16 protein-coding genes are annotated in these 15,173 nt (G+C 61.9%); 7 read left to right on the plus strand and 9 right to left on the minus strand.

Annotated elements, in window-relative coordinates:
• The first annotated feature begins 165 nt into the window (after window positions 1–165).
• Window positions 166–438 (plus strand): hypothetical protein, encoded by a 273-nt coding sequence (locus OIS50_RS02440; protein ID WP_264692740.1) that lies wholly within the window; start codon window positions 166–168, stop codon window positions 436–438.
• Window positions 439–467: 29 nt separating this feature from the next.
• Here OIS50_RS02440 and OIS50_RS02445 read toward each other — a convergent pair whose 3' ends face one another.
• Window positions 468–1,505 carry a LacI family DNA-binding transcriptional regulator gene (locus OIS50_RS02445; protein WP_264692741.1) on the minus strand — a complete coding sequence of 346 codons (1,038 nt, stop codon included), beginning with the start codon at window positions 1,503–1,505 and terminating at the stop codon, window positions 468–470.
• Between the two features lie 354 nt (window positions 1,506–1,859).
• Between OIS50_RS02445 and OIS50_RS02450 the strand changes: the two genes are divergently transcribed.
• Window positions 1,860–2,336 carry a helix-turn-helix domain-containing protein gene (locus tag OIS50_RS02450; RefSeq protein WP_264692742.1) on the plus strand — a complete coding sequence of 159 codons (477 nt, stop codon included), beginning with the start codon at window positions 1,860–1,862 and terminating at the stop codon, window positions 2,334–2,336.
• Window positions 2,337–2,365: 29 nt separating this feature from the next.
• On the opposite strand, the gene OIS50_RS02455 is transcribed toward OIS50_RS02450, so the two are convergent.
• The 5 genes from OIS50_RS02455 to OIS50_RS02475 form a co-directional block, all read right to left on the minus strand.
• Window positions 2,366–2,518 (minus strand): hypothetical protein, encoded by a 153-nt coding sequence (locus OIS50_RS02455; protein WP_264692743.1) that lies wholly within the window; start codon window positions 2,516–2,518, stop codon window positions 2,366–2,368.
• A 181-nt stretch (window positions 2,519–2,699) separates the two neighbouring features.
• Window positions 2,700–3,149 (minus strand): GNAT family N-acetyltransferase, encoded by a 450-nt coding sequence (locus tag OIS50_RS02460; protein ID WP_264692744.1) that lies wholly within the window; start codon window positions 3,147–3,149, stop codon window positions 2,700–2,702.
• A gap of 98 nt (window positions 3,150–3,247) precedes the next feature.
• A complete protein-coding gene (locus OIS50_RS02465) occupies window positions 3,248–4,231 on the minus strand; it encodes a LamG-like jellyroll fold domain-containing protein (RefSeq protein WP_264692745.1) in 984 nt (327 codons plus the stop codon).
• A 221-nt stretch (window positions 4,232–4,452) separates the two neighbouring features.
• Window positions 4,453–5,031, minus strand: a complete 579-nt coding sequence (locus OIS50_RS02470) for a DUF4269 domain-containing protein (RefSeq protein ID WP_264692746.1) — start codon at window positions 5,029–5,031, stop codon at window positions 4,453–4,455.
• A gap of 126 nt (window positions 5,032–5,157) precedes the next feature.
• Window positions 5,158–6,237 carry a zinc-binding metallopeptidase family protein gene (locus tag OIS50_RS02475; protein ID WP_264692747.1) on the minus strand — a complete coding sequence of 360 codons (1,080 nt, stop codon included), beginning with the start codon at window positions 6,235–6,237 and terminating at the stop codon, window positions 5,158–5,160.
• 485 nt (window positions 6,238–6,722) lie between these two features.
• Here OIS50_RS02475 and OIS50_RS02480 point away from each other — a divergent pair, with 485 nt between their 5' ends.
• The 4 genes from OIS50_RS02480 (at window position 6,723) to OIS50_RS02495 (ending at window position 11,404) form a co-directional block, all read left to right on the plus strand.
• Window positions 6,723–8,183: a circularly permuted type 2 ATP-grasp protein gene (locus OIS50_RS02480; RefSeq protein WP_264692748.1), complete on the plus strand. Its 1,461-nt coding sequence runs from the start codon at window positions 6,723–6,725 to the stop codon at window positions 8,181–8,183.
• A 79-nt stretch (window positions 8,184–8,262) separates the two neighbouring features.
• Entirely contained in the window at window positions 8,263–9,201 is a 939-nt protein-coding gene (locus tag OIS50_RS02485) for an alpha-E domain-containing protein (RefSeq protein ID WP_264692749.1), read from the plus strand.
• Window positions 9,202–9,206: 5 nt separating this feature from the next.
• Window positions 9,207–10,199, plus strand: a complete 993-nt coding sequence (locus OIS50_RS02490; protein ID WP_264692750.1) for a transglutaminase family protein — start codon at window positions 9,207–9,209, stop codon at window positions 10,197–10,199.
• 113 nt (window positions 10,200–10,312) lie between these two features.
• Complete coding sequence (locus OIS50_RS02495) at window positions 10,313–11,404, plus strand: AI-2E family transporter (RefSeq protein WP_264692751.1); 1,092 nt, start codon at window positions 10,313–10,315, stop codon at window positions 11,402–11,404.
• A gap of 82 nt (window positions 11,405–11,486) precedes the next feature.
• Here OIS50_RS02495 and OIS50_RS02500 read toward each other — a convergent pair whose 3' ends face one another.
• Together OIS50_RS02500 and OIS50_RS02505 are read right to left on the minus strand one after the other, a co-directional pair.
• Window positions 11,487–12,215, minus strand: coding sequence for a TlpA family protein disulfide reductase (locus tag OIS50_RS02500; protein WP_264692752.1), 729 nt, complete (start codon window positions 12,213–12,215; stop codon window positions 11,487–11,489).
• Window positions 12,216–12,339: 124 nt separating this feature from the next.
• Entirely contained in the window at window positions 12,340–12,792 is a 453-nt protein-coding gene (locus OIS50_RS02505; RefSeq protein ID WP_264692753.1) for a hypothetical protein, read from the minus strand.
• Between the two features lie 254 nt (window positions 12,793–13,046).
• Here OIS50_RS02505 and OIS50_RS02510 point away from each other — a divergent pair, with 254 nt between their 5' ends.
• Window positions 13,047–13,301 carry a hypothetical protein gene (locus OIS50_RS02510; protein ID WP_264692754.1) on the plus strand — a complete coding sequence of 85 codons (255 nt, stop codon included), beginning with the start codon at window positions 13,047–13,049 and terminating at the stop codon, window positions 13,299–13,301.
• An 89-nt stretch (window positions 13,302–13,390) separates the two neighbouring features.
• On the opposite strand, the gene OIS50_RS02515 is transcribed toward OIS50_RS02510, so the two are convergent.
• Window positions 13,391–14,566: a neutral zinc metallopeptidase gene (locus tag OIS50_RS02515; RefSeq protein ID WP_264692755.1), complete on the minus strand. Its 1,176-nt coding sequence runs from the start codon at window positions 14,564–14,566 to the stop codon at window positions 13,391–13,393.
• Between the last annotated feature and the right edge of the window lie 607 nt (window positions 14,567–15,173).

The raw sequence follows: 15,173 nt of genomic DNA on the forward strand, positions 1-15,173 counted from the left end.
TAACCCCGGCCGCGGCTTTGGGGTTATGCGCCGCGGGCCGCTTTTCGGGCTTGGCGCGGCCCGCTTAACCCGGCCGCCCCAACGAAACAGGCTCAGCTGCTGCGCAGTACCGGGCGCGGCCGGGCAGGGGAACCTATCTTTCGGCAGAAGGCTTATCTTGCCGATATGTCTTACGAAGTAGCCAACCTCTCCCTGGCCGAAGCCACGCAGCTGGAGCCTGTTTTGCACTACGCCATTTGCATCGACGCCGACAACCGCCCCGGCAACCACGTGGGCGACTGGCCGGAAGAAGGCAAGGTGTACCCCGTGCGCCTGGTTACCAGCAAGCTCGAAGGCATGGAGCTGGTGCACGTGCTTGGTTTTCAGGCCGAAGCGCCTTACTACAATGCCTTTGCGCCCCACCGCTTTGCCGTGGTGGCCGAAGTTTTTCTGAACTAACCCCCCGGCGGTAGCGCGCCGGCGGCCACCTAGGCCGCCGGCACCCGCTCCGACGACTCGCGGATGAGAAGCTCGGGCTGCAGCGTAATCTGCCGGCCCGTCGGCTTCTCATCGTTTTCGTTTTGGGCCATCAGCTCCAGCAGCAGGTGCACCGCCGTGCGGCCCATTTCCTCGCAGCGCTGATCGACCGACGTGAGCTGCGGCTCGGTAAGCGACGAAAACAGCTCGTTGCTGAAGCCCGCCAGCGCCACGTTGTTGGGCACGCGCAGGCCGTGCTGCTTTAGCACCTGCATGGCCCCCACCAACGACAAATCATTGGCCGCAAACACGGCATCGAGCTGCGGCGCCTGTTGCAGCAGCTGCTCCATGCCGTCGTGGCCGTCCTGCATCGAGAGGTTCGAGAAGTGCACCAGCGCCTCGTTGTAGGCAATGCCGTGGGCCTGCAGGGCTGCCTGGTAGCCGCGGTAGCGGTTCTGGCAAATGTTCACGTGCTGCGGGCCGCCCAGGTGCGCAATGTGCGTGCAGCCCTGCTCAATCAGGTGCGATACGGCCTGGTAGGCGCCCTGGTAATCGTCGAGCACCACGGCGCTGGCCTCGGGCGTTTCCACCACGCGGTCGAAAAACACCAGCGGAATATTGCGCCGGCGCACCTCGTCGAAGTGGCTGAAGTCGCGCGTGGTCAGCGACACCGATACCAGAATACCATCTACCTGCGCGTTGAGCAGCGTGGCAAGGTTCTTTTTTTCGTGGGCCTCGTTTTCGTTCGACTGGCAGATCATCACGTTGAAGCCGGCCAGGTTGGCAATGGTTTCGATGCCCTTAAGCACCAGGGCGAAGAAGTGCCCATCGATGTGCGGCACCACCACACCTAGGGTATTGCTGCGGCCCTTGCGCAAAGCCGCGGCCAGGTGGTTGGGCTGGTAGTTGAGCTGCTTGGCCAGTTCCCACACCCGCTTTTTGGTAGCGTCGCTGATGGCGGGGTGGTTGTTTAGCACCCGCGAGATGGTGGAAACCGACAGGTTGAGCTGCTTGGCGAGGTCAGAGATGGAAGCGCGACGAGTAGCCACTGGGGAGTGCTAAATAAGAAATGAGCCCGCAAGTTCGGCGAAAACGGGCACTGATGCGGCATGGCTTCGCCGGAGCCAGACTTGCAAGTAACAACAAGTATTACCGGCACCTGGGTTCGGGCTGTGTTACAGAACAATGGCGCCCCTGGCGAAAGCACTTGGCGCGAAGAAGCTGGCAGATGTTTTATGCAAACGTTTGCACAGAATAATTAAGTCGCATACATTTGGCAAGTGAGCTACCGCTCCCGCCCGAGGTATGGGCCGCAAATGCCTCGTTCGGGTGGTGCCCGCACCTACCGACCCTTGTGTCTTTCCCACCCAAAACACATCGTTAGCCTTTAGTCACTGTTACCAATGGGCCGTCAGCGTTACACCTTACAGCTTACCCGCAAGCAACAGGCATACCTAGCCGATTTTGTCAGCTCCGAAACGCTTTCCAAGCAGCAGCGCAACCGCGCCTTGGTGCTGCAGCATTGGTTGGCCAACCACTCGGCCCAGGAGTCGGCCGAAACACTGGGCCTGAGCATCGACCGCGTGTACAGCATGCGCCGGGCCTTTACGCAGCAGGGCTTCCGGGGCTACCTGCACGAGGTGCCGCGCTGCGGCGCCCCCAACAAGCTCACGCCCGAGCTGGAGTTGTTGCTGCGCAAGCTTACGCAGGGGCAAGGCCCCGCCAAAGGCAAGCGCTGGACGCTGGCTTTGCTCGCGCAGCGCATTGTTGAGCTCGGCCATACCGACCGTATTTGCACCCTCACGGTGCACAAGGCCCTGAAGCGCATCCGCACCACGGCGCCCGCGCCGCAGCGCACCGCGCTAAGCCAGGCCGCCTAACTTTCTCCTCGCCAAGCCGCCGATACTGGCTACATCCGTTGCCAGGCTTCCAGCAGGAGGGCAATCAGCGGAATAAGCATGCCCGCACCCACGGTAGCAATGCTAACCCAGGCTGGCAACGTGCGGTCGGCATGTTCGTGGTGGCGCAACCGGTAGCGCTCTACGATAAAGGTATGATGCATGGCACAGGTCGGTTAGCGTGGGATATTATGATAATATAAACATAAAATTTAACTATAAACCGATGTAGCTGGAATTTTCAGCTGGTCGGTACTTCCAGACTACCCCGAAACCCGACGCCCCGCGGCCTGCAATTGCAGGCCGCGGGGCGTCGGGTTTCGGGTCAGCTGCTTCGGCAGGCACCTAGGGCCGCAGCATATGAATGTGTTCGATGCCGTCTTCGAGGTAAATATCGTCGAGCTGCTCGAAGCCAAAGCTGCTGTAGAAGGCCCGCAAGTAGTACTGCGCCCCGATTTTGATGGGTTGCGCACCAAACAGCGCCTCGCATTGGGCAATGGCCTGGCGCATCAGCTCGCGGCCCAGGCCGTAGCGGCGGTACTTCGGGCTGACGACCACGCGCCCAATGCTGGCTTGCTCGTAGGAGCGCCCGGCCTCGAACAAACGGGCATAGGCCGCCAGCTCGCCGGCCGGGGAGTAGCCCAGCAAGTGTAACGCCTGCTGATCCAGTCCATCAATGTCCTGAAAAGCGCAGGTTTGCTCCACCACAAATACCTCGCTGCGCAGCTGCAGCAGGGCATACAATTCGGCTAATGCCAGCTCGGCAAAGGGCTTGGTGCTCCAGGTAAGGGTCATAGCATCGGAATGAGGCCGCAAAGGTAGGCGCCCGGCGGTGGTTTGGTTGCGCCGGGCGCAAGCGGCACTGCATTTACCCCAAGCCCCGGGCCGCCCCGCTACTGCACCAGCAATGGCTGGGTCAGGCGCTGCCCATCGAGGCTAAGCTGGCACACGTACATGCCTGCAGCCAGGCCCGCGGGGCTAAAGCGCAGCGCGTAGTTGCCGGCGGGGCGGGGGGCATCGAGCAGTACGGCTACCTCGCGGCCGGCCATATCGAGCACGGCCAGCCGCACGTGGGCACTGCGGGTAAGCACAAACGGCAGCACGGCGCCCTCGGCGGCCACGGGGTTGGGGTAAGCGCCTTGCAGCTGCGCCCAGGTGGCGGCGTTGCGGCGCGTGCTGGTTACCACCGAGGTGGTCGGCACGGGGTCGTTGGCCTCCACGGCGTTGGTCGAACCTAGGGTGCCGGCCGGGCCGCCCGGCACTTGGTTGGCCACGGTTTGGCCCGTCACGTTTTCAAACTTAAAATAGGCCAGCAAATCGGCCGGGGGCACGGCCACGCCGCTTTGCATATCGAGCAGGATTTCTTCGCTGCGGTCGTCCTTCCACACCATCACCTCGTCGATAAACCCTTCCCAACCCATGTCGTCGGTGTTGTAGCCGATGCCCAGGTTGTTGGCGGTGGGCAACGTCCAGGGGGCTTTGGTGGAGGTGGCTACCTGGGTGCCGTTTACGAACAGGGCGCCGTTGGCGCCGTCCCAGGTGTAGGCCACGTGCGTCCAGGTGCGCAGGGGCACCGCGCCCCCGGCGGCCACGTTGAACAGCTCCAGCTGGCCCAGCGCGTTCACGCCAAACCAGGGCGTGTCGTCGCCGAACTCCATAATGGTGTGGTGGCCTTTGCCCGTGGCGAAACTCGCGCCGGTGTAGTACACCCACGCCTCGAGGCTAAGGGCGCCGTTGGGCACCAGCAACGGCACCGATACTTTCGACGACTTGCTGCTGGTGAAACCCAGAAACTGGCCGCCTTGCTGGGCGAAGCTGCTGAAGGACAGAATTGTACTTAGCAAGCCTATGAAGGTAATGCGCAGAGGTGTTGGCATAGAATGCAGCGTAGGTGGTTGGAATAATCTTTAAACGGGTGCGCGGCAGTTGTGTTTTGTGGTTAAAATATTTAACCGCAGCGCGTTGGCCGCAGGCTTTGCCAGGTGCCGAATGGGCCTGCGAAGCCATCAGGCACGAGCGTTTGCTACCGGCAGTTTGCCACTACGATGCAATAGCATTATTGCGGCAGCAGCTCGGCGGTGCGGCTCGGGGTTGCGAGCTATTGCCCTAGGTGCAGCGAAGCCAGATAAGCCGCCAGCTGGGCGGTGGGCATGCCTTCCAGCGTCAGCAGGGCCTCGTATGGGTCGCCGGGCAGCTGCAGCAGGTGGGCAAAGGCCGGTTCGGTTTTCAGGCCCTGCTGCTTCAGGTGGTGCACGGCTGCGTGCCAGGCCGGGCCGCCGGCCTGCAGCACCGCATGCTCTATCACCAGGTGACGGTAGGCGTGCTGCTGCCGCACGGGCAGCCCCTGGCCAAACACCTCAACGGCAAACCCACCGTACCAAAACCCGCAAACCACCGAAGGCACCCCGCGCACCAGCTTGTGCTTCAGGCGGTAGTGGTGGTGGTGGGCATAGGTTTGCTGAAGCAAGGCCACGAACTGCGGCTGCCCGGGTTGGGGTACTTCGCAAATAATATCCAGGTCGCTGGCGGGTGTGTCGAGGCCCAGCGGCACGGTGCCGGCCATCACGGGCCCGTAGGCCGCCAGCAACTGCCACAAGCCCAGTTGCCGCACCACCGCGTGGGCTTGCTGCTGGCGCGGGTTGCCGGTGGCGAGGTAGCGCAGGTCGTGCCAGTTCATGGGCAGTGCCGATTGGTACAGTGTATGGCGCAGGTGCTACCCGCAGCAGGCAGCGGCAGGCTCCCGGCGCGGCGGCTGCAGTTTTCACCTAGGGCGGGGGCGGGGCTGCTACCAGCCGAAAGCCGCTTAGCGCGCTTTGCCTGCGGCCGAGCGGCAAACTCCGTGAATAAAAGTCAGCTTTTCAACCACCTTCGGCGGAATCACAAAGGGGTACGAATCGGGCAGGCCCATGCTGCGGTTGAGGCTGTTGAGGGCCAGCGTAAGCGGTAGCCATTGCTCCATAATTCGGTCGAAGCTAGCCTCGGTGTAGGGGTCGTGGGTGATTTCGGCGGTAAGGTTATCGTCGGCTTCGGCTACCTGCGGCCGCACCCGTAGGCCAAAGGCCGAGGCGGTTTGCAGCGTGTCGATGATGTGCAGGTAATGGGCCCAGGTTTCGGCCCAGTCTTCCCAGGGGTGCGTGGTGGCGTACGCGCTGATGAACTCCTGCTGCCAGTTGGCGGGCGGGCCCTGGTCGTAGTGTGTTTTCAGGCTGGCGCCGTAATCGGCGCGCTCGTCGCCGAACAGCTTCCGGAAGGGCTCCAGGTTGGGCGTGTTGTCGATGAGGCGGTCGAAGTAATAATGGCCCACCTCGTGCCGAAAGTGGCCCAGCACGGTGCGGTACACCTCGTCCATGTTGCGGCGGGCCATTTCGCGCTCCACGTCGTCGGCCTCGGCAATGTTAATGGTAATCAGGCCGTTGTCGTGCCCGGTCATTACCTTTTCGCCTTTGGGCTTTTGCGCGTCCGAGAGAAAATCGAACGCCAGTCCGGTATCGGCGTTGTCGGTTTTGCTGACCACCGGCAGTTGCAACTGCAACAAGCTGTAAACCAGGCGGTGCTTAGCCCGTTCGAGGGTGCGCCAACGCTCCAGGTGCTCGGGCTCGTCGAGCTTGGGTATGGTTTGGTTGAGCGAGCAGGCTTTGCACAGCGCATCGGGGCTTGCGGCCGGCAACAACCAGTTGCATACGTCGTGGGCGTGGTTGGCGCAGTACTTATAATTGGTGCCCTCGGGCTGGCCGCACTGCTTAAATTGCTGGTGGGGTTGCGGATACAGGGCCACTACTTGCTGCTGCTCCAGCACAAAACCCAGCGGGTTGTGGCACTGCTCGCACTTATCGTTCTCGAAGTATACCACTTGCCCGCAGTGCGTGCATTTGAAAAGCTTCATGCGCTGAGATGGTTAGCAGGGCCGGTGCCGTTTGCCGCGGCCGGCCCCCGTGGGCTGATTACAACGGGGCACCGCGGGCTTGGGTTGGAGCGCTCTGCTGCCCTCGTTCGCGAGCGTGGCAAATACCTAGGGTGTATAAGGAAAATTACATAACATGCCCTAGGTATAAATGACCGCCCGTAAGTACATAACCACCTGCGTACCTAACGTCGGCTTAGGCACCTGCGCAAGCGGATAGGGGTTTTTGAGTAATTGGGTAGGGTTTTCAGGCGAGCTTATAGCAGCGCCTAACCACCAAATAAGCAACCTGCTACGAGCCGATACGTGCTTGCCCGGGCTTGCTGGTCAGCATTAAATCAACAGCCGGTTATTTATAAAATACAACTTAACGGCACCGCAGTCGTAAGCGGAGGTGTGCCAGCCCGGGTGCCCCTGCGGGGGCTGGGCTGCGGCAGTTGCCGTGCGCTGGCTACTTACCCCTACTTATGCAATACAACTCCCTGCTGCAAGCCTACCAGGAGCAGCCCAACGTTTGGGACGAAATGTTTCACACGGAGCAGGTTCGTCCGGAGTACCAGAAATTCGTGGCCGCCATCGAGAACCTGCCCGGCACCGAGATGACGCGCAAAGACGAGCTGGCCAAAAAGCTCTTCATGAGCCAGGGCATCACGTTTACGGTGTACAACAGCGGCGAAGGCATCGAGAAGATTTTCCCCTTCGATATCATTCCGCGCATCATTCAGCACCAGGAATGGCTGCACATCGAGGCCGGCATCAAGCAGCGGCTGCGGGCGCTCAATATCTTTCTGAAGGACATTTACCACGACCAGTTCATCATCAAGGACGGCCTCATTCCGGCTCAGCTGATTTACTCGTGCCCGCAGTTTTTGCGCGAGATGATGAATGTGCAGGTGCCCTACGACATCTACACCCACATTGCGGGCGTGGACTTGATCCGCGACGCCGACGGCCAGTTTTACGTGCTCGAAGACAACTTGCGCACGCCCTCGGGGGTGTCGTACATGCTCGAAAACCGCAGCATTACCTCGCGCATCTTCCCCGATTTGCTGCCCAAAAACAACGTGCAGCCCGTCAAGAACTACCCCAACCTGCTGTTTCGCAACCTGCTGGCCCTAGGTAACCGCCACGCCAGCGACCCAACGGTGGTGCTGCTCTCGCCGGGCATCTACAACTCGGCCTACTTCGAGCACGCTACGCTGGCCCGCCTGATGGGCATTGAGCTGGTGGAGGGCGGCGACCTGGTGGTGCACAACCACCACGTGTTCATGAAAACCACCCGCGGCCTCAAGCAGGTAGATGTGATTTACCGCCGCGTCGACGACGAGTTTATCGACCCCCTGGTGTTCCGGCCCGATAGCATGCTGGGCGTGCCAGGCCTGTACGCCGCCTACCGCAAAGGCAACGTGGCCATCGTAAACGCCATGGGCAATGGCGTGGCCGACGACAAAGCCGTGTACGCCTACGTGCCGCAGATGATCCGGTACTACCTGGGCGAAGAGCCCATTCTGAAGACCGTGCCCACGTACCAAATGAGCAACCCCGAGCACCGCCAGCTGGTGTTCGACAGCATGGAGCGCATGGTCATCAAAAAGACCAACGAGTCGGGCGGGTACGGCATGCTCATCGGCAGCAGCGCCACTGAAGAGCAGATGCAGAGCTTCCGGGAAGCCATCGGGGCCGATCCGCGCAGCTACATTGCCCAGCCCATCATCAGTCTTTCTTCCACGCCCTGCTACATCAACGGGGTGCTGCAGCCGCGCCGCGTCGATTTGCGGCCTTTCGCGCTCTACGGCCCTTCGGGCATCGATATTGTGCCCGGCGGCCTTACGCGCGTAGCCTTGCAGGAAGGCTCGCTGGTGGTAAACTCCTCGCAGGGCGGCGGCAGCAAAGATACCTGGGTGCTAGGGCCCACGGCGAATGAGTGAGTGAGTAGATGCGTGATGCTCGTTCTGCGGCAATCACTCATGCACTCATTCACTCATCCACTCATTCACTATTTCACCGATGCTAAGCCGCGTTGCCGATACCCTTTACTGGATGGCCCGCTACATGGAGCGTACCCAGGCCATGTTGCAGGTTATCCGGGTTCATTACCAAACCTCGCAGGACAACCCCACCGATTTCAGCTGGCGCCCGGTGCTGTACAGCTACGGCAACCTCGCGGCCCCCGAGCTGGCCGCCATCGAGCGCGACACGCCCCGGGTGCTGGAGCGCTTGCTGCTCGACAAGAACAACCCGGGCTCGGTGCTGAACAACGTGCTGCAGGCCCGCGAAAACGCCCGCGCCGTGCAAGACCACATTACCCAGGAGGTGTGGCAGTGCCTCAACGACTTTTACCACGCTACCCGCGGCGGCGAGGCCGTGCTGCAGATCCGGCAGGGCGACCCGCTCTCGGGCATCGATGCCTTGATGCGCAACGGGCTGGTATACATTGGCGCGGTGCAAAACACCATGCCCCGCGACGAAAGCTACGGCTACCTGAGCATGGGCAAGCTGCTGGAGCGCGCGTTCCAGACGGCCGACATCCTGCGCATCAGCTGGCTGGGCATCGCCGAAAAAAACCAGCCCGACGGCGAGGCGGCCGAGCTGCGCCACCTTACGCAGGCCGTATCGGGGCAGGAGCTGTACCTGCGCACCAACCGCGGCAACTTCAACCCCGAAAGCGTGCTGCAGTTTGTGCTGCACAACCCGCACTTTACGCACTCGCTCACCTCGTGCCTCAACCGGCTGAGCTGGTATTTCGAGCGCCTGAAAACCGATAGCCAGCCCAAAAGCCACCAGGAGCTGGAGTTTATGATCGGGCGGCTGAGCAGCCAGGTAAAGTACACCCGCGTGGCGGCGGCCCGGCCCGAGCAGCTCAACGCGTTTTTGCTGGAGGTGCGCAAAGCCCTGCTCGACATAGCCGTGGCCCTCGGTAAACATTTCTTTGGAAGAAGCCAGTAGCACCCATGCCCGCCTACAACATCAAGCACATTACGCGCTATACCTACGCCTCCGAGGTTATCGATTGTGCCAACCAGATTATGCTGTACCCGATTGAGGACGAGCGGCTGGAGGTGCTGCGCCACGAGCTGACCGTGGTACACGACTCGGGCGAGCGGCAGCCCACGGCCATTGGCACCTACACCGATTGCTTCGGCAACACGGTGGGGGTGTTCACGGTGCTGCAGCCCCACACGGTGCTCGTCATCGAGTCGGAAAAGCAGGTGGTGACCCGGCCCGTGGCGCTGCCCCCCGACGACGTGCCGGCCGAGCAGCAGTGGAAGCACTTGCGCACGTTGGCAACCAACCCGGCGTTCATCGATTTTATGGCGCCGGAGGATTTCCCCTCGGCCCAGGAGGTCCAAAACACGCTCAGCCCGTTGGTAAGCTTCGCCAGCACGCCGCTGCAAAACGCGCAGGCGCTGTCGGCGTACGTGTACAATAACTTTCTGTACCAGAAGGGCATAACCAACGTGGAAACCCCCGCCGAGGAAATATGGCGGCTGAAGGCCGGCGTGTGCCAGGATTTTGCCCACATCCTGCTGGCCATGCTGCGCCTGTTTGGGATACCGGCCCGCTACGTAAGCGGCTACGTGTGCCCCCGCGACGAAACCGTGCGCGGCACCGGGGCTACCCACGCCTGGGTGGAGGCGTACATCCCGTTTTACGGCTGGCTGGGCCTCGATCCGACGAACAATTGCCTGGTGAGCGACGGGCACGTGCGCATTGCCCTCGGGCGCAGCTTTGCCGATTGCACCCCCGTGAAAGGCACCTACAAAGGCAGCGGCAGCCACAAGCTTTCGGTGGCGGTACACATCGAGAGCAGCCAGCCCGAGCAGGCCAAACAGGCCTTGGCGCTGCCCCTGGCCCCGCAGGAGGCGCGCGATGCGGACGCCCCCGTTAACTCGTACCGCCACCACCTCGAGCAGCAACAGCAGCAACAGCAGCAACAGCAATAGGGCCGCCAGGCTTGGGAGGGGGGCCGCTGCCCTAGGTCCAGAAATTAGCCGCAACCTCGACAGCCGCGGGCAGGGGCGGCGCCGTATGCAGGCATATATAACTTTGCCCGCATATGTCGCTGCAAAACCTTTCCTTGCGCCGCTCCAACGAGGTGCTGCTGCTCTTTGTGCTGAGCGTGGTGGTGCTGTACTTCGGGCGGGTATTTCTGATTCCGCTGGTGTTTGCGGCGGTGCTGGCCATGCTGCTGGCCCCCGTGGCGCGGCGGCTCGAGCGGTGGCACCTAGGGCGGGTAGGGGCGGCGCTGCTGTGCGTGCTGCTGTTGCTGGCGTTTGTGGGCGGCTGCATTTTCATCATCGGGGTGCAGGCGGCCAACATTTCGGAGCAGTTGCCCCAAATTCAGCAAAAGCTGCAGCAGCTGCTGGCCCAGGCCCAGCACTGGATTCAGCAGCAGTTTGGGGTAGCGCCGGCCCAGCAGATTAAGTTTGTGCAGGAGCAGGTAAGCCGGCTGGCCCAATCGGCCAACCAGTTTCTTACCATGTCGCTCAAGGGCATCGGCGGGCTGCTGAGCGGCTTTGTGCTGGTGTTGCTGTACTTGTTTTTCCTGATTTGGGGCCGCGATAAACTGCGGAAGTTCTTTTTGCAGCTCGGCCCCGCCGAGCGCCGTGCCGAAGTAGGCCAGGTGCTCGACGACATCACCAAGGTGGCCGGCCAGTACCTCTCGGGGCGGCTGCTGTCGATGCTGTTTCTGGCCGTGTTCTACGGTGTGGGCTTTTCCATCGTCGGGCTGAAAAACGCCTTGCTGCTAAGCCTGATTGCGGTGCTGCCCACGCTCATACCGTACGTGGGGGCCTTTGTGGGCGCGTTTTTTCCGCTGACCATGGCCCTGGTGAGCGGCACCTCGGGGCAAATGCTGCCGGTGGCGGGCGTGCTGGTGGCCGCCCAGGTAATCGACAACAACATCATCGAGCCGCTGGTAATGGGGTCGCAGCTCAACCTGAGCCCCATCTTCACCATCATTGCCATCGTAATCGGCGAGCTGCTGTGGGGCATACCGGGCATGATTCTGTTTGAGCCCATCCTGGCCGTAATCCGGATTGTGTGCGCCCACGTGCCGGCCCTGCACCCCTACGCCTTTCTGCTCGAAGACGAAGTGGCCGAGCCGCGCTGGGTAGGGCGCATCAAGCAGCTGGTGCAGCGCAAGTAATAAGGTGCATAAACACCCAGGGCACTGCCGGCGCTTATCAGCAGTGCCCTAGGTCGGGAGCAAGTGCCTGGGGCCGATGGGGTTACTTTACCCCGTCGATGGCCTTTTGCATGAAGCCGGCAATGTTGGGGTGAGAAAGGGCATGGAACACGACTTTGCCTTCCTTATCGAGCACCACATTGGTGGGGAAGGCCCGCACGCCGTACCGCTGCGCCAGCGCCCGGGCGCCGGGTATGTGGGCGTAGGCAAACGGGTTATCCTTGGTAAACTTCTGAATGGCGAATTTCTCGTCGAGGGCCACGGCCAGAAACACCACGTCCGGGCGCTGGGCGTTTTGCTCCACCAGGCGGTTCAGGTCGGGTATTTCGCGGCGGCAGGGCGGGCAGCCGATAAACCAGAAGTTGAGCACCACCACCTTGCCGAGCAGCTCCTTGCTGTCGTACTTCCGGCCATTGATGTCCCACACCTTAAATGGCGCCATGGCCTGGCCGGTTTTGAAAAACGGGCTTTCCGCGGGCGGGGGCATGCGGGCCAGCTGCGCCGCCCGCTCCTCGGGGCTTTGGGGCAGCACCACAAACACCGGGTTGGCCGGCGAGTAATTAGGCGCAGGCGTCAGCTTAAACTCACCCGATGCTACCAGGCCGCTCCACACCTGGTACGGCAGGCGCTGGCCTTCGGCATCGGTCACCACGGAGTTCTGATCGACCCGAACGCGCTGCGGCGCGGCTGCGGTAGTTGGTGGGGTTTCTTGCGCAGCAACCAGGCCGCAACCGGCCAGCAGCAAGCCGAGCGTAAGTACAAATTGCTTCATCGATGCAATGCTAGCTATTGATAAAAAGAAGGTTGTGGCTTGGCTGCCGCGCCGCAGCTACCAACGCGCCCGGTACGGCTACCGCCCAGCCAGGCGCAGCCACGCGCCTAGGTGCCAGCGCCGCTCACGACAGCAAGCGGGCCTGCTGCGCGGCTTTGATAAGCGCCGGGGCATTTTTGAGCGTGGCCAGGGCAACCTCCTTGGCGGCTTGCTTTACCTCGTCGCGGTGGATGTCGCGAATTTCCTCCTGCACCAGCTCGGTTAGCGTTTGCACGGCCTGGCTGAGCGCTTGCCGGCGCGGCCGCTCGGTGCGCAACTCGGCCAGGGCCTCGGCCACGTGGGCCTGCATGTTTTTGCGCCGGATATGAAATACCGACTCCTGCGCCAATTGCCGCTGCACCGAGTTGAGCAACGTTACCAGCGGCAGCAGCTTGCAGGCCCCGCTAATCATTGCCCGGTTGAGCCGGTCGGGGTGCGGGGCCGCGTCGGCGGGGGCGGCCAGCACCGGGCCCGGCTCCGGCACGGACTGAAGCTCGAGGGCCTCGTGGTAATAGTGGGGTTTATCGGCTGAAAGCATGGCCTAGGTGGCAGCGGGATAGTTGCGCCGCCAAGGTAGCAAGCCCACGCAATTTTATGGTAAGGTGTGGGGTTGGTTTGCCGTGCGAGCTACGCCGCGGGGGCCGCGGCCGCAGGCCCTAGGTGCACTGGGGGCCGCTAAGCCGGGCAGCTCCGTGCTGGTACGGGTTTTTAGTATAGATGAATTGCAATACTTGTAGGTAGTAGGACAAATCCCTAGGTTGGCAGTACCGCACCGCTGCCTACCACCACCTTATGTCCATGTTCAAAGCTCTGCTGCTTGCCAGTTTGCTGTGGGCTGGGGCGCCCGCCCCGGCCGCACGGCAAGCCTACATAACCCGCCCGGCCGCCACAGCGCAAACCGTGTATGTGTGCGTCAGCAAATCGTCGGTGGCGTACCACGCATCCGACGATTGCCCGGGCCTGAACCGCTGCACGCACGAGGTGCGCGCCATGGCCGTGGGGGCAGCGCAGGAAATGGGCAAGCGCGCCTGCCAGAAGTGCTACTAACCCCGCACGCCCCGGGCACCTAGGGCCACGCACAAAAAAGGGCGAACCGCTGGGTTCGCCCTTTTTGCGTGCTGGCAGCCAGGTTGTTGCTACATCACCAGCTGGGGCAGTTGCGCGTCGAACAGCCTGGCAAACTCCTGCGGGCTCAGGATGTGGCCCTGCTTCTGGGCGTTGTTGGCCAGGCTGTAGCCCCACTCGGCGGCAGCCATGCGCTGCGCCGGCGTGCCGTGGTGCCCGTCGCTGGTAAAGGCACAGTCGCCGATGTTGAAGAACACCTCCAGGAACAAGCGTACGCGCTTCCACTGCATGGCGGCGCCGCGGGCGTGCGAGAGGTAGTAAGCCGAGTAGGCATCGGCCATCAGCTCGGTGCGGCGGGTTGCCTCGGGGCTTTCCACATCGCCGAACAAATTGAGCGCAAACTGAATCTGGTGGCCGAACTCGTGAGCCAGGATGGCTTGCGGGGCCACGTCGCCAAAGCCAATGGCCGTGTAGCCTTCCATGATGCCGTCGCCCATCACGATTTTATCCGGAATGGTAGCGAAGGGCGGGTAGTCGAAGCCATCGAGGGCAAACGCGTTGAAGGTAAAGATGGGGTGGGTGCCGTCGCGGAACTGCGGTATCTGGTCGGCGAGCAGGGCCACAATCTGGGCCAGCGTAGCGGCGGTGGTTTTGCTGACGCCGTAGGCCGCCTCGTAGGTTTTGGCAATTTTGGTTTGGTCGAGCAGCACGTTGCCGTGCATGGCCACCATCACCATTTCGCCCGATTCAATCGTCCAGAAACGGCGCAGGTCCTTAAACGATTTGGTGAGGCGCTGGCTGTACTCGCCGTTCTGGCCAAAGCTTTGGTTGGCCGAGCTGTTCTCGAACACGAAGGCGTAGTACGAGGGCAGGTTCAGCATGTCGTACCGGATGGCGTAGTTAATCACCTGCCGGTTCCAGTCGGATAGCTGCCCGTCGAGCCACAGGTTCAGGGGCGTGCTGTCGTCGCAGGGGGTGGGCTCAACGGCCAGCAGGCGCTGGGCCAAATCGCGGTACTGCGGATCGGTTTGCAGCAGCCGCGCCGAGCGTTGCTGCAGTTTTTCCTCGACCCCGGCCGGCAAAGTAGCCCGCAGCTGCTCAACGCGCTCGATAGTCGCCGCCGCCGAGAGCTGTGCCGATTGCGTGGTTGCCACCGGCGCAACCGTGCTATCAGCCTCTTTCTGGCAACCCGTGAGCAGGGTAAACGAAGCGGCAACGCAGGCCAGCAATAGCTTTACTTGTTTCATACAAACGGATGGGAAGGTGAAACGAAAGGGTATAGTAAGGCGTGGCCCGGCTGTAGGGTGTCGGTACAACCGGGGTATGTGCTAATCCCAATGCGGCTAGTGCTCCTGGTGGAAGAGGTGTTCTAAAGTATGATTAAGTATAATAATATCATAGCAAAATCTTATTTGATGTTGATTGAATGTTTGTACCGACTGCCAGGCAATGCGGTCAGGCCCTCTTCGAGGGTGGCTGCCGAACGTAACGCTACTCCGCGGACGCCCGAGCTTAAAACCTGCTTCACTACCGGGCTAAGGCTTTTGGGCACCAAAATTGCGCGCAGCTGGCAGCGGCTAGTCCACAATCCATAGCTCCACCCAAAAGCCCAGGGTTTTGCCCTGGGCTTTTGCTTTGCGGGCTGGGCCATAGGGCCCACGCGGATAACGGGCACGGCTTCAGCGCAGAATGGGGCCTGATGCTAACGTATGCGGCAGCTTTGCCGGGCACAGGAAAGCCCGGCACCTGCCGCGTGGCGTAGTTACCGGGCTCGTCTGGGGGCGAAACGGGTTTGCCTCGTTTCGCGGTAGGCACAGGGAAGCCGTTCGTTGTTTTCCATGCCCAACAAAGCAT

Source organism: Hymenobacter sp. YIM 151858-1 (assembly GCF_025979705.1).
Lineage (GTDB): Bacteria > Bacteroidota > Bacteroidia > Cytophagales > Hymenobacteraceae > Solirubrum.

Coding starts and splice junctions, on each gene's coding strand:
- OIS50_RS02505 (WP_264692753.1), bottom strand. CDS start 12,792: ATGCTTTCAGCCGATAAACCCCACTATTACCACGAGGCCCTCGAGCTT.
- OIS50_RS02515 (WP_264692755.1), bottom strand. CDS start 14,566: ATGAAACAAGTAAAGCTATTGCTGGCCTGCGTTGCCGCTTCGTTTACC.
- OIS50_RS02465 (WP_264692745.1), bottom strand. CDS start 4,231: ATGCCAACACCTCTGCGCATTACCTTCATAGGCTTGCTAAGTACAATT.
- OIS50_RS02510 (WP_264692754.1), top strand. CDS start 13,047: ATGTCCATGTTCAAAGCTCTGCTGCTTGCCAGTTTGCTGTGGGCTGGG.
- OIS50_RS02495 (WP_264692751.1), top strand. CDS start 10,313: ATGTCGCTGCAAAACCTTTCCTTGCGCCGCTCCAACGAGGTGCTGCTG.
- OIS50_RS02500 (WP_264692752.1), bottom strand. CDS start 12,215: ATGAAGCAATTTGTACTTACGCTCGGCTTGCTGCTGGCCGGTTGCGGC.
- OIS50_RS02460 (WP_264692744.1), bottom strand. CDS start 3,149: ATGACCCTTACCTGGAGCACCAAGCCCTTTGCCGAGCTGGCATTAGCC.
- OIS50_RS02485 (WP_264692749.1), top strand. CDS start 8,263: ATGCTAAGCCGCGTTGCCGATACCCTTTACTGGATGGCCCGCTACATG.
- OIS50_RS02480 (WP_264692748.1), top strand. CDS start 6,723: ATGCAATACAACTCCCTGCTGCAAGCCTACCAGGAGCAGCCCAACGTT.
- OIS50_RS02440 (WP_264692740.1), top strand. CDS start 166: ATGTCTTACGAAGTAGCCAACCTCTCCCTGGCCGAAGCCACGCAGCTG.
- OIS50_RS02450 (WP_264692742.1), top strand. CDS start 1,860: ATGGGCCGTCAGCGTTACACCTTACAGCTTACCCGCAAGCAACAGGCA.
- OIS50_RS02470 (WP_264692746.1), bottom strand. CDS start 5,031: ATGAACTGGCACGACCTGCGCTACCTCGCCACCGGCAACCCGCGCCAG.
- OIS50_RS02490 (WP_264692750.1), top strand. CDS start 9,207: ATGCCCGCCTACAACATCAAGCACATTACGCGCTATACCTACGCCTCC.
- OIS50_RS02475 (WP_264692747.1), bottom strand. CDS start 6,237: ATGAAGCTTTTCAAATGCACGCACTGCGGGCAAGTGGTATACTTCGAG.
- OIS50_RS02455 (WP_264692743.1), bottom strand. CDS start 2,518: ATGCATCATACCTTTATCGTAGAGCGCTACCGGTTGCGCCACCACGAA.